The organism is Chromobacterium sp. Rain0013 (assembly GCF_015291765.1).
GTDB classification, from domain to species: Bacteria; Pseudomonadota; Gammaproteobacteria; order Burkholderiales; family Chromobacteriaceae; genus Chromobacterium; species Chromobacterium haemolyticum.
Genome location: NZ_CP031514.1, coordinates 4,736,623 through 4,749,217, shown reverse-complemented (window position 1 = coordinate 4,749,217; position 12,595 = coordinate 4,736,623). Strand labels below are relative to the sequence as shown.

Genomic DNA, 12,595 nt, shown 5'->3' with positions numbered 1-12,595 from the left:
CCCAGCGGCGTTCCATCGATATTGTTGCGACTTTGTGACGAGGCGGACTATCGTCATGCGGTTTATTGCGCAGGCGAGGCCGCGCCGTGCCGCGCTGTCGGCGTCAATTGCTGACGCAGCAACGGGGACCAATCCTGGATCAGCAATTGCCGCCAGCCGTCGTCCTCGTCGCTGGCTTCGGTTTCGGCCTGTGACTGCATGGTGACGCCGCCGGCGACCACGCCTCGTCCCATCGCGTCTTCCAATTGAGACACCGAGGACACCAGTTGCAGATACGGTTCTATATTGGAAGCCATGCAAGGCAGCTGCAGGGCCACGTGGCTGCTGCTCAACGGTTGGCTGTCTTGGGCGATCCGAGACTGGCGCGCCGCCACCGCGATGCGCAAGCGCAGCACGCCTGGGGTGGCGACGTCGGTCAGCGCGATCGGCCAGGCTTGCAACAGCGCGGCCACTTGGCGGCGCAGGATCTGGTTGACGATTTCTTGTTCCGCGGCCTGCAGTAACTGCCAGCCGCCGTCCTGTTGCCGGTTCAGCAGCAACAGCGGTTCCACGATCAGCGCGTGGTAGTCGTTCAGCGCCGTGGGCGATTGTAGGTAAGTCAATTGCTGCGCATGCCTGCCTTGCCGGAAGGCTGCCATCGGCAGGCGCCATAAATCCCTGTCGGTCTGCCGGACTGCCGCCAATCTGGCCAGCGCCGTCCAGGCCACCAATGCGCATCCCAGATTGAAGAATGGCTTCATGAAAAGACTCGCATCATTTAAGCAGTCCATTTAATCAGGTATAGAACGCGAGCAAAACTATGCAAAATGGAAAGGTGGACAGTTGATTTGGCGCAAACTTTGCTTGATTGCGGGAGGAAGGCCTGACATGTCGGTCAGGCCGGCTTGTCTGGTATCATGCGCGATCGTTCCGCTGCGCTGCCTGATTCTTTCCGTCAAATGATGAAAACACTGTTTCGCCTGATGTTGCTGTGCCTCGCGCTGGGCTGTGCCTGGCTGGCCTGGGTGGTTCTGATTCCGGTTGGTTTGCCGGAAGCCGGTTACAAGCTGACCGTGGGGCCTAACCGCACCCTGAGCCAAGTGGCGCGCGGGCTGGAACAGGAGGGAGTGGTTCGCAGCCGCCAGGTGATGGTGGCCCTGGCCCGCCTGCAAGGCGTGGACCGCAAGATCAAGGCGGGTCTGTATCGTTTCGACGGCCAGGCATCGATGCTGGACATCTTGAACCGCTTGGCCGATGGCCACCCTGACGAGGCCAGCCTGACGGTGATCGAGGGCTGGACCTTCCGTCAGTTCCGTCAGGCGATAGACCGCAACCCGGATATCCAGCACACCGCCAAGGACTGGAGCGACGAGGAGATCATGCGGCGGCTCGGCTTTGGCGACGCCAAGCCGGAAGGCCTGTTCTTTCCCAGCACCTATTTGTTCAGCCCGGGCATAGAAGACGCAGAACTGTACCGGCAGGCTTTCAGCGCCATGCAGCAACGGTTGGAGGCGGCCTGGGCGGCGCGCAAGCCGGAGCTGCCTTACCGCACGCCTTACGAACTGCTGATCATGGCCAGCCTGATCGAAAAGGAAACCGGCGAAGACGCCGACCGTCCAATGGTGGCCGGGGTGTTCGTCAACCGTTTGAAGCAGGGCATGCGGCTGCAGACCGACCCATCGGTGATCTACGGCATGGGCAGCCTGTATCAGGGCAAGATAGGCAAGGCTGATCTGCGCCGCGACACGCCTTACAATACGTATACCCGCGCCGGGCTGACGCCGACGCCCATCGCCTTGCCGGGCAAGGCGGCGCTGGACGCGGCGGCGAATCCGGCCGCAACCAACGCCCTGTATTTCGTCGCCCGAGGCGACGGCACCTCGCATTTTTCCGCGACGCTGGACGAACACAACCAGGCGGTGCGCAAATACATCTTGAAGAAAGGACAGTAATGGCGCTAGAGCAGCAACGCGGCCGCTTCATCAGCCTGGAGGGCATAGACGGCGCCGGGAAGAGCACCCATCTGACCTTTATCCGCGATTGGCTGGCGCAACACGGCGTCGACGCCGTATTCACCCGCGAGCCGGGCGGCACTCCGCTGGGAGAAAAAATCCGCGAACTGCTGTTGGCGGTGGACACCGAGGCCTCGCTGGACGCGGAAACCCTGCTGGTGTTCGCCTCGCGCCAGCAATTGCTGCACAGCGTGATCGAGCCCGCGCTCGCCGCCGGCCAGTGGCTGGTGTCCGACCGCTTCACCGATTCCACCTTCGCCTTCCAGGGCGGCGGCCGCGGCGTGCCCTTCGAGCGCATTGCCGAACTGGAGCAATGGGTGCAGCACGGTTTGCAGCCGGATCTGACCTTGCTGTTCGACTTGCCGCTGGAGGTGGCGGCCGAGCGCATGTCCAAGACCCGGCAGCTGGATCGCTTTGAGCAGGAAAAAGCCGATTTCCACGTGCGCGTGCGGGAAGCTTATCTGCGGCGCGCCGCCGACCAGCCGCGTTTCGCGGTGCTGGACGCCAGCCGTTCCATCGCCGAGATCCAGGTGGATATCGCGGCCTGCTTGCAAAAACTGCTGGAGGCCGCGTGATGCTGCTGCCCTGGCAACAAGGCGACTGGGCGCGGCTGAACGCCGAGCGCGACCGCCTGCCCAACGCCTGGTTGTTCACCGGCGCGGCGGGCATCGGCAAACTGGAGTTCGCCGAACATCTGGCCCAGTCCTTGCTATGCGAACGCCCCCAAGCCGGCCACCGTCCTTGCGGCGAATGCGAAGCCTGTCGTTGGTATCTGCACGGCACTCATCCGGACTTCCGCCGCTTGTCGCCGCTGGGCGATGAGGACGAAGAAGGCAAGGAGGGCGCGGAGGGCAAGAAGGTCAGCCGCAAGCTGCCGGTGATCAAAATCGAGGCGGTGCGCGAGGTGATCGACTTTGCTCATCTGAGCGCGCATCGCGCCGGCCGGCGCATCGTGCTGGTGGAACCGGCGGAAAGCCTGAATCCGGCCGCCGCCAACGCCTTGCTCAAAATCCTGGAAGAACCGCCGGCGGAGGTCTTGTTTCTGCTGGTGGCGCATGCGCCCCAGCGCCTGCTGCCCACCATACGCAGCCGCTGCCGCCAATTTCCGCTGACGCGGCCGGACCAGGCGCAAGCGCTGGCCTGGCTGCGCGAGCAAGGCGTGGCCGACGCCGAACTGGAGCTGGCCCACAATGGCGGCGCGCCGCTGTTCGACCACGATCCGGCGCTGGCCAAGCTGCGTGGCCAGTTTGTTCAAGGGCTGGCCCAACCCAGCTTCGCCAATGTGCTGCAGCTGGCGGAGGCGGTGGATAAACAGAAACTGCCGCTGTTGCTACCCATCGGCTGGCTGATGAAATGGCTGCATGATCTAGCGAGTTTGAGACTGGCCGGTTTGCTCCGCTATTATCCAGATCAGGAGCGCGCCTTGCAGCAGCTGTCGGCGCGCGCCGACATCGCGCAATTGATGGCGTGTCAGCAAACGCTCAACCAACTGGCGCCGTTTGGCCAGCATACGCTGAACACGCGCTTGCAATTGGAGGCGGTGCTGATGGACTATCTCAAGATATTCGCCAGCGGCAAGGCCGCCTGACACTGAGGGTTAGCAAGTATGGATACTTCCGCCACTCGCCCGGACCTCAACCCCAACCGTCCCGGGGTGCTGTCCCTGCACATCAAGGAGCGCAGCGCGCTGTTCGCCGCCTACATGCCCTTTGTGCGCCACGGCGGCATTTTCATTCCCACCAACAAGGAAATGAAGCTGGGCGAGGAAGTCTTCTTGCTGCTGACCTTGATGGACGACCCGCAGCGCATCGCGGTGCAGGCCAAGGTGGTATGGCTGACGCCGGCCGGCGCCAACAACAGCCGGGTGCAGGGCGTCGGCGTCGAATTCGTCGCTGGAGATACCGGCAAGCAGGCCAAGGACAAGATCGAGGCCCTGCTCAGCGGTGTGCTCAACTCCAGCCGGCCCACCCATACCATGTGATTGTTTTCGCGACGCGCATCCGCGCGCCGCAGTCTGATTGACGCAACTATGTTTATCGATTCCCACTGCCACATCAATTTTCCCGACCTCGCCGCGCGCATGCCGGAAGTGCTGGCCAATATGCAGGCCAACCAGGTCAGCCATGCGCTGGTGATCGGCGTCAGCCGTCCCAAATATCCGCAAGTGCTGGCGCTGGCGGAAAGCCACGGCAATTTGTACGCCACCGTGGGCGTGCATCCGGATGATCCGGAGGCGGAAGAATACAGCGAGGACGAGCTGGTGGCGCTGGCCGCGCATCCGCGAGTGGTGGGCATCGGCGAAACCGGCCTTGACTACCACTGGTGCAAGGGCGATCTGGACTGGCAGCATCAACGCTTCCGCACCCATATCCGAGCCGCCAAGCGCGTGGGCCTGCCGCTGGTGATTCATACCCGCGAATCCGCCGAGGACACCATCCGCCTGATGCGTGAAGAGAACGCTGAAGTGTGCGGCGGCGTGATGCATTGCTTCACCGAAACCTGGGAGGTGGCGCAGGCGGCGCTGGAGCTGGGCTTCTACATTTCCTTCTCTGGTGTGGTGACTTTCAAGAATGCGGCGCAGGTCAAGGAGGTGGCTCAGAAAGTACCGCTGGAACGGATGTTGATCGAAACCGACTCGCCCTATCTGGCGCCGGTGCCGTATCGCGGCAAGGTCAATGAACCGGCCTACGTCCGCCATGTGGCCGCGCATATCGCGGAACTGCGCGGCATCGATCTGGAAGAGGTGGCGCGCGTCACCAGCGATAATTTTTTCCGGCTCTTCTCCAAGGCCGGTCGTTGAAGCGGAGAAAGCGCATGAAGCGAATCTTGCTGTCCGGGCTGGCCTTGCTGGCCGTCCTGTTGTCGGCCCAGGCTTGGGCCAATTGCGTCAATCTGAACGGCCGCAGCTATTGTTCCGAAGACGGCGGCATCGCTCTGGTGCAGCGCGGACAGGCGATGTGCGGCAAGGGCGAATGCGCGATTGATGAATTCGGCAACGTATTGTGCTCGCCGTATCCGGGCGGCGGGGTGGTGCGCGCCAATGGCGTCACCTACGCCGGCCCCGGCGCCTGTCTGTTGTCGCGGGACGGCAATCCGTATTGCGCCAAGCAGCCGCGCGGCAGCTGCCAGCAAGACGCGGACGGGAATGTCCGTTGCGACGGCGGCTGGGTGCGCGAGAAGGCGGAACGCCCGGAGCGCTGCCGCTGATGTCTTGTTACTTGGAAAACGTCATTGGGCTCGCTTGAAGTCACCATCCTGGGCTGCGGCTCCAGCTCCGGCACGCCGGCCATAGGCTGCGATTGCGCTACCTGCCGCTCGCCGGATCCCCGCAATCGCCGCACCCGCGCCAGCGCCTACATTAAGGTGGCCGGCCAGGGGCTGTTGATCGACACCGGGCCGGACCTGCGGCAGCAGGCGCTGCGCGAGGGGCTGAGCCGGGTGGACGCGGTGTTGTACACCCATCCGCACGCCGACCACCTGAACGGCATCGACGATCTGCGCGCTTTTTGTTATGTGAAAAAGGGGCCGATCACGCTCTACGGCAACGCCTTCACCCTGGACAACATCAAGCGTCGTTTCGACTACGCCTTGCTGCCGCCGTCCAAGATGTGGGACAAGCCGGTGCTGTTGCCACAGCAAGTGGACGGGCCGGTGGACTGCGGCGGCGTCACGCTGACGCCGGTGCCGCTGGAACACGGCTCCTGGCCTTGCCTCGGCTGGCGCGTCGGCGACATAGCCTGGTTGACCGACGTGTCGGACATCCCGGACAGCAGCCTGCCCCTGCTGCAAGGACTGAAAGTCTTGTTCCTGGATTGCCTGAACCACGACCCCTATCCATCCCACCTGGGCGTGAGCCAATCCTTCGCCTGGGCCAAGCGCATCGGCGCTGCGCGCACGGTGCTGATCCACATGACCCATCGGCTGGAGTTCGCCGCGCTCAGCGCCGAATGTCCGCCCGGCGTGGAGGTGGGCTATGACGGCCTGCGCGTCGAGCTGCCGTTTAGCTGATGCCCGTCATGTCAAGAAATCGTTAATAATCAATCGCTTTTATTTCAGGGCTGTAGCGGGATTTTCTGATCCAGCACCGCCACTGCGGTCAGCGCGTTGTCCGGACTGCCGTCTATCAGCTTGTCGGAGTAACTGAGGTAGGTCAGCGTATTGCGCTTGGCGTCGACGATGCGCACCACGCGCACATGCTTGAAGATGAAGGACGCGCCTTCCTTGAACACCTGCTCCTGCTTGGGCAGCGGCCGCGAAAACTTGATCGCGCCCACTTGGCGGCAGGCCACGGAGAAGCGCGACGGGTCCTTGGCCAGCCCCAGCGCGCCCTTGTAGCCGCCGGTCTTGGCGCGGGAGATATAGCAGGCCACGCCTTGCACTGCCGGGTCGTCAAAAGCTTCCACTACTACCTTGTCGTTGGGGCTGAGCAGTTTGAAGGTGGTGGACACCTCGCCCACCTCTTCGGCCATCACGGGCGCGGCCAGGCAGGCGAGCAGCAACAGGGCTATCTTGTTCATTCGTGTTCTCCAGCCGCGGGAAAGACGCCGGCCGGGAAGGGCGGCCGACGGTCAGCGGATGGAAGCGATTGTAGGGAAAGCCGGCCTTCGCCTCAATCGCCAGCCGCTTTGGCGCGGAAGACCGCCATTTCATCGGCGATGAAGTACTCTATCATCGTGCGGTAGACCGCCGCGGTCAGCTCCGCGTCGGCCCCCAGTTCGCCGGCCAGACGCTCGACGCGACGCATCACCTGATCGACGCGTTTGCCGCCTTCCACTTCGTCCCGGCTGTGCTTGAACGCCGCCGCCTGACGCACATAAAGGCCGCGCTCGGCGATTAGCGACACCAGAGCGCGGTCGATGCGGTCGATCTGGCCCCGCACCTCATCCAGGTTTTGGCATTGGTAGATCTGTTCCATTAAAAAGCCTTTCAGAATCGGTTTCATAGCCTAGCGAGCTAGGGCGAGACAAGGCGGAGGCTGCTGTGTGGCGCATGGGCATGCCGGAGTCGTTCCCAACGCCGTATCGCTGAAGCGCGGCAGACGATGAACAGGTTCTCAGTAGTAGTTCAAGCCCATCGCCGCCTTAACCTCGGCCAGCGTGGCGGCCGCCACCGCGCGTGCGCGCTGGGTGCCGGTCTTCAGCATTTCCATCACCGCGGCCGGATCGCGCGCGTACTGTTCGCGGCGGGTGCGGGTTGGTTCCAGCAAGGCCTGCAGGCATTCCTCCAGCTGTTTCTTGATCACGGTGTCGCCCAGGCCGCCGCGGCGGTAATGATCCTTCCATTCCGCCACTTGCGCCGGGTCGGAATGGAATACGTCCAGATAGGTGAACACCACATTGCCTTCCACCTGGCCCGGGTCGGCGACGCGCAGGTGATTGGGGTCGGTGTACATCATCTTCACCGCCTGGCGGATCTCGTCAGGCGTGGCCGACAAAGTAATGGTGTTGCCCAGGGATTTGGACATCTTGGCCTTGCCGTCGATGCCGGGCAGGCGGGAGCCGTGTTCCGGCACCACCGCGCGCGCTTCCACCAGCACCGTTTGATCTACGCTGGCGTTGAAGCGGCGCACGATCTCATTGGTCTGCTCGATCATGGGAATCTGGTCTTCGCCCACCGGCACGATGCTGGCCTTGAAGGCGGTGATGTCCGCGGCCTGGGCGGCGGGGTAGGTGAGGAAGCCGGCGGGGATGTCGCGCTCGTAGCCGCGCTGCTTGATCTCGTCCTTGATGGTGGGGTTGCGCTCCAGCCGCGCCACGGTGACCAGGTTGAGATAGTAGGAAGACAGCTCGGTCAGCTCCGGCACCAGGCTCTGGATGAAGATGGTGCTTTTCTCCGGGTCTATGCCCACCGCCAGGTAATCCAGCGCCACCTGCAGCACATTGTCGCGTACCTTCAGATAGTTGCCCATATTGTCGGTCAGCGCCTGGGCGTCGGCGAGCAGCAGGAACTGACGGCAACGGTCTTGCAAAATCACGCGGTTGCGCAGCGAGCCTACATAATGGCCCAGATGCAGTTGTCCGGTGGTGCGGTCGCCGGTGAGGATGATGTCTTTGGCTGTGATGTTGTCCAGATTCATATTGGTCTCCAGTGAGCTTGCTGGAAACTGCCGATCCGGGGGAGGAGAGGTACTGCTGGAAACCCTATGCCGCCGTATCGGCAGCTTCCGGGTTTTGGGTGTGCAAACGCCGGTGCCGCCTTAGTTCAGGCGCCACCACCAAAAAAAGGATGCGAATGCGGTTGCGTAGTTCATGGGCTTTATCAGAGCACGGCGAGCAAAGCAGCGTCAAGCGTCTTTTCAGGCCAGGACATGCAGCAGGCTGCCGGCCGGCGGCATGAGGTCTTCGGTATAGGGCGAAACATTCTTGTTTCGGGCCGCGCTCTGAGCTTGACGCAACAGCCGTTCGAAAGACTCACCGTGGGAAGCGGCATCCCTGTTGGTCGTGGAGGATTGCGGGTGAGGAGCGACGAACTCCGCCATTTCCTTGCGCGGGTCGCTGGCGGCGGCGCGGCTGTCAGTCTTGGCGGCGACCGCGCTCACTTGTCTCAACGGCGAGGCAGCGGCCTTGAGTTGCGCGGTGATGGAGAGGATATGCATCGGGGGGCCCGGTCCAAGGGATCAAGATGCTTGTTTGAGAGCGCCTGCTTGCTATATGTTCCGGGCAAAATTGTAAAAAAGTGATAATAAACAAAGTGCTATATGGATATTGTTGCTGAGCTTCTTAGGCGGTGGGCATGAAAACGGCCGGGCGACGCCGGCCGGTTCCAATGGGATACGGGCAAGGCTTAGAGCCGCTAACAAAACCTCGCAGAGAACCTGAGCCAAGACGCGCCGACGCAGGCAGTACAAGTGGTACGACAAGGAGGCGCAACGCAGGATCAGGGGTTTTGTTAGCAGGTCTTAGAGCCTGTTCAAAGTCTCGCGAGCTAGGGCGAGACAAGGCGAAAACGAGCCAACAAGCGGAATGGTCAAGTGGTGCATGAGCATTTCTAGGATGTTTTCAACGCCGTATCGCCGAAGCGCAGCAGATTTTGAACAGCTTCTTAGAAACGCCGGCCCAGCGCCGCCTTGTGCATGATGGTGGAGGCGATTTCCTCAATGGACTTGTGAGTGGTGCTGATGAAGGGGACGCCGTGATGGCGGAACATGGACTCGGCCTCGTTCACCTCGCGTCGGCAGTTGTCCATGCTGGCGTATTTGGAGTCCGGCCGGCGCTCGGAGCGGATATGGTGCAGCCGCGCCGGGTCGATGGTCAGGCCGAAGATCTTGTCCTTGAACGGCAGCAGCAACTTGGGCAGCGTCGGGCTTCCCAGGTCTTCCGGCGTCAGCGGGTAGTTGGCGGCGCGGATGCCGTATTGCAGCGCCAGATACAGGCAGGTCGGGGTCTTGCCGGAGCGGGATACGCCCACCAGGATCACGTCCGCTTCATGCAAGTCCTTCAGTTTGACGCCGTCGTCGTGGTTCAGCGAAAAGTTGACCGCTTCGATGCGGTGATCGTACTTCTCCTCGTTGACCATGCCGTGGGCCTTGCCCACGCTCAGCGAGGCGCGCTGGCCGATTTCCTGTTCCAGCTGGCCAATGAAGGTGTCGAAGAAATCTATCATCACCGCGTTCTCAACCTGCAGCGCGCTGCGCACGTCCGGGTTGATGATGCTGGTGAACACCAGCGGCTTCAGGTGATCCGTTTCCGACACTTGGCGGATGACCTCCGCCAGCGCTTCGGCCTTTTCCACGGTATCGACAAAGGGAATGGTCTCGCGCTTGAATTCCACAGTGTCGAACTGGGTCAGCAGCGTATGGCCCAGCGATTCGGCGGTGATGCCGGTGCGATCGGAAACGAAGAAGGCGGAGCGGAGATGGTGGGGCATGCAAACACCTGTATTGCGAGTGAACAAGGCCGGAACCGCGCCTGCCGCGCTTTGCGGCGCGCCCGGGGTTCAAAGGATTCTATACTCTGAAAGGCCGCGACGAAACCCGCTAGGAGCGCCGCTTAGCCGTGTAGTGCGTAAATTACACGGTTTTGACAATCATTTTCATCAGGAATGTCTGTCAACTTATTGATTCTGTTGCAATGCTTGTCCTCGTTCCGCCGAAAACCCGTGTTGCGCTGCAAAAGACGCTACGCATCTGGCACGTAATTCGGCTAGAATGCGGCCCTATCGTCCCAATCCAACACAGGAAGTGAAGTGATGGCTGAGAACTACGTCATCTGGTTCGAGAAACTGCGCATGACCGATGTGGAGCAGGTAGGCGGCAAGAACGCCTCCCTTGGTGAAATGATCAGCCAATTGGCCGGCTCCGGGGTTCGCGTCCCAGGCGGCTTTGCCACCACGGCGCAGGCTTACCGGGATTTTTTGCAGCACAACGGTCTGGCCGACAAGATCAGCGCCGCACTGGCCAATCTGGACATCGACGATGTCAGCGAACTGGCCCGAATCGGCAAGGAAATCCGGCAATGGATCATCGATACCCCGTTCCCCGCCAAGCTTGACGCCGATATCAAAGAGGCCTGGGATAAGATGGTGGCCGATGCCGGCGGTGCCGATATTTCCGTTGCCGTCCGCTCCTCCGCCACCGCCGAAGACCTCCCCGACGCCTCGTTCGCAGGCCAGCAAGAAACCTTCCTGAATATACGCGGCCTTGACAATGTCAAGGATGCGATGAAACACGTTTTCGCCTCCCTCTACAACGACCGCGCCATTTCCTACCGCGTGCACAAAGGCTTTGAGCACGACGTAGTGGCTCTGTCCGCCGGCGTGCAGCGCATGGTGCGTTCCGACTGTGGCGCGGCCGGCGTGATGTTCACCATCGACACCGAATCTGGTTTTGAAGACGTCGTGTTCATCACCGCGTCTTACGGCCTGGGCGAAACCGTGGTGCAAGGCGCGGTGAACCCTGACGAGTTCTACGTGCACAAGCCGACGCTGAAAGCCGGCCGTCCGGCGGTGCTGCGCAAAACCATGGGCTCCAAGCTGATCAAGATGGAGTTCACCGACGCCTCGCAAGCCGGCCGCTCGGTGAAGACCGTGGACGTGTCCCCGGCGGAGCGTCAGCAATTCTCCATCAGCGACGCCGAAGTGGCCGAACTGGCCGAATACGCGTTGATCATCGAGAAGCACTACGGTCGTCCGATGGACATCGAGTGGGGCCGCGACGGCCACGACGGCAAGCTCTACATCCTGCAGGCCCGCCCGGAAACGGTGAAGTCGCAGGAAGACCGCAAGGACACGCTGCGCCGCTATCGCCTGAACAGCAAATCGCAAGTGCTGTGCGAAGGCCGCGCCATCGGCCAGAAGATCGGCCAGGGCGTGGTGCGCACCATCAAGGACGCGTCCGAGATGGACCGCGTCAAGCCGGGCGACGTGCTGGTCACCGACATGACCGACCCGGATTGGGAGCCGGTGATGAAACGCGCCGCCGCCATCGTCACCAACCGCGGCGGCCGTACCTGCCACGCGGCCATCATCGCGCGCGAGCTGGGCATCCCGGCCGTGGTGGGTTGCGGCGACGCCACCCAGGTGTTGTCCGAAGGCATGCAGGTCACTGTTTCCTGCGCCGAAGGCGACACCGGCAACATCTATGACGGCCTGCTGGACGTGGAAGTGATCGACCTGGAACTGGACAAGATGCCCAAGGCCCCGGTCAAGATCATGATGAACGTCGGCAACCCGGAACTGGCTTTCGACTTCGCGCAGCTGCCGAACGAAGGCGTGGGCTTGGCGCGCATGGAGTTCGTGATCAACCGTCAGATCGGCATCCACCCGAAAGCGCTGTTGGAGTTCGATAAGCTGCCGGCGGATCTGAAAGCCACCATCAGCGACCGCATCGCCGGCTACGCCAGCCCGGTGGACTTCTACGTAGACAAGATCGCCGAAGGCGTGTCCACTCTGGCCGCCGCCTTCTATCCGAAAAAGGTCATTGTGCGCATGTCCGACTTCAAGTCGAACGAGTACGCCAACCTGATCGGCGGTCAGCTGTACGAGCCGCACGAAGAAAACCCGATGATCGGTTTCCGCGGCGCCGCGCGCTACGTGGCCGAATCCTTCCGCGATTGCTTTGAACTGGAATGCCGCGCCATCAAGAAAGTGCGCGACGTGATGGGTCTGACCAATGTGGAAGTGATGATTCCCTTTGTGCGCACCTTGTTCGAAGCCGAGCAAGTGGTGGAGATCCTGGCGGCCAACGGCCTCAAGCGCGGCGAAAACGGCCTGCGCCTGATCATGATGTGTGAGCTGCCGACCAACGCCGTGCTGGCGGACAAGTTCCTGCAGCACTTCGACGGTTTCTCCATCGGCTCCAACGACATGACCCAGCTGACGCTGGGCGTGGACCGAGACTCCGGCGGCCCGATCGCTTCCACCTTCGATGAGCGCAACGAAGCGGTCAAAGCCATGTTGCACATGGCGATCCAGGCTTGCCGCAAGCAAGGAAAGTACATCGGCATTTGCGGTCAAGGCCCGTCCGACCATCCGGACTTCGCCAAGTGGCTGGTGGAAGAGGGCATCGAAACCGTGTCCCTGAACCCGGACACCGTGGTGGAGACCTGGCTGTACCTGGCGCGTGAACTGAACAGCTAATCCCTGTTTCACCGCTTTCAAACCGCCCG

The 12,595-nt window shown here is 62.0% G+C and carries 14 protein-coding genes; 8 read left to right on the top strand and 6 right to left on the bottom strand.

Features of this window, described 5'->3' with window-relative positions; genetic code table 11:
• Positions 1 to 62 precede the first annotated feature (62 nt).
• Positions 63 to 740, bottom strand: coding sequence for a DUF3313 family protein (locus DXT74_RS21740; protein ID WP_194426977.1), 678 nt, complete (start codon positions 738 to 740; stop codon positions 63 to 65).
• A gap of 198 nt (positions 741 to 938) precedes the next feature.
• On the opposite strand from DXT74_RS21740, the gene mltG reads away from it, so the two are divergent.
• Genes mltG through DXT74_RS21705 form a run of 7 tightly spaced genes read left to right on the top strand, consistent with a single transcriptional unit; the run spans position 939 to position 5,999 of the window.
• The gene (gene mltG, locus DXT74_RS21735; RefSeq protein WP_039755172.1) at positions 939 to 1,931 is read left to right on the top strand and encodes an endolytic transglycosylase MltG; all 993 of its coding nucleotides are present in this window, start codon (positions 939 to 941) and stop codon (positions 1,929 to 1,931) included.
• Entirely contained in the window at positions 1,931 to 2,566 is a 636-nt protein-coding gene (gene tmk, locus DXT74_RS21730; RefSeq protein ID WP_194426976.1) for a dTMP kinase, read from the top strand. The genes mltG and tmk overlap by 1 nt, the downstream gene beginning before the upstream one ends.
• The gene (locus tag DXT74_RS21725) at positions 2,566 to 3,579 is read left to right on the top strand and encodes a DNA polymerase III subunit delta' (RefSeq protein ID WP_081555457.1); all 1,014 of its coding nucleotides are present in this window, start codon (positions 2,566 to 2,568) and stop codon (positions 3,577 to 3,579) included. Before tmk ends, DXT74_RS21725 begins: the two co-directional genes overlap by 1 nt.
• A gap of 18 nt (positions 3,580 to 3,597) precedes the next feature.
• Complete coding sequence (locus DXT74_RS21720; protein ID WP_043632172.1) at positions 3,598 to 3,972, top strand: PilZ domain-containing protein; 375 nt, start codon at positions 3,598 to 3,600, stop codon at positions 3,970 to 3,972.
• A gap of 48 nt (positions 3,973 to 4,020) precedes the next feature.
• Positions 4,021 to 4,791: a TatD family hydrolase gene (locus DXT74_RS21715; protein WP_043632175.1), complete on the top strand. Its 771-nt coding sequence runs from the start codon at positions 4,021 to 4,023 to the stop codon at positions 4,789 to 4,791.
• Between the two features lie 14 nt (positions 4,792 to 4,805).
• On the top strand, positions 4,806 to 5,198 hold the full coding sequence (locus DXT74_RS21710; RefSeq protein WP_043592816.1) for a hypothetical protein: 393 nt from the start codon (positions 4,806 to 4,808) through the stop codon (positions 5,196 to 5,198).
• Positions 5,199 to 5,222: 24 nt separating this feature from the next.
• Positions 5,223 to 5,999 (top strand): MBL fold metallo-hydrolase, encoded by a 777-nt coding sequence (locus DXT74_RS21705; protein ID WP_194426975.1) that lies wholly within the window; start codon positions 5,223 to 5,225, stop codon positions 5,997 to 5,999.
• Positions 6,000 to 6,043: 44 nt separating this feature from the next.
• On the opposite strand, the gene DXT74_RS21700 is transcribed toward DXT74_RS21705, so the two are convergent.
• The 5 genes from DXT74_RS21700 to DXT74_RS21680 form a co-directional block, all read right to left on the bottom strand.
• Positions 6,044 to 6,508, bottom strand: a complete 465-nt coding sequence (locus DXT74_RS21700; protein ID WP_019101875.1) for a CreA family protein — start codon at positions 6,506 to 6,508, stop codon at positions 6,044 to 6,046.
• A 92-nt stretch (positions 6,509 to 6,600) separates the two neighbouring features.
• Positions 6,601 to 6,906, bottom strand: coding sequence for a chorismate mutase (locus DXT74_RS21695; protein ID WP_194426974.1), 306 nt, complete (start codon positions 6,904 to 6,906; stop codon positions 6,601 to 6,603).
• Between the two features lie 138 nt (positions 6,907 to 7,044).
• On the bottom strand, positions 7,045 to 8,067 hold the full coding sequence (trpS, locus tag DXT74_RS21690; RefSeq protein WP_081555455.1) for a tryptophan--tRNA ligase: 1,023 nt from the start codon (positions 8,065 to 8,067) through the stop codon (positions 7,045 to 7,047).
• 219 nt (positions 8,068 to 8,286) lie between these two features.
• Entirely contained in the window at positions 8,287 to 8,586 is a 300-nt protein-coding gene (locus DXT74_RS21685) for a hypothetical protein (RefSeq protein ID WP_194426973.1), read from the bottom strand.
• 446 nt (positions 8,587 to 9,032) lie between these two features.
• Complete coding sequence (locus DXT74_RS21680) at positions 9,033 to 9,857, bottom strand: pyruvate, water dikinase regulatory protein (RefSeq protein ID WP_043592814.1); 825 nt, start codon at positions 9,855 to 9,857, stop codon at positions 9,033 to 9,035.
• A gap of 321 nt (positions 9,858 to 10,178) precedes the next feature.
• Between DXT74_RS21680 and ppsA the strand changes: the two genes are divergently transcribed.
• Positions 10,179 to 12,566, top strand: coding sequence for a phosphoenolpyruvate synthase (gene ppsA, locus DXT74_RS21675; RefSeq protein ID WP_043632200.1), 2,388 nt, complete (start codon positions 10,179 to 10,181; stop codon positions 12,564 to 12,566).
• Positions 12,567 to 12,595: the final 29 nt, after the last annotated feature.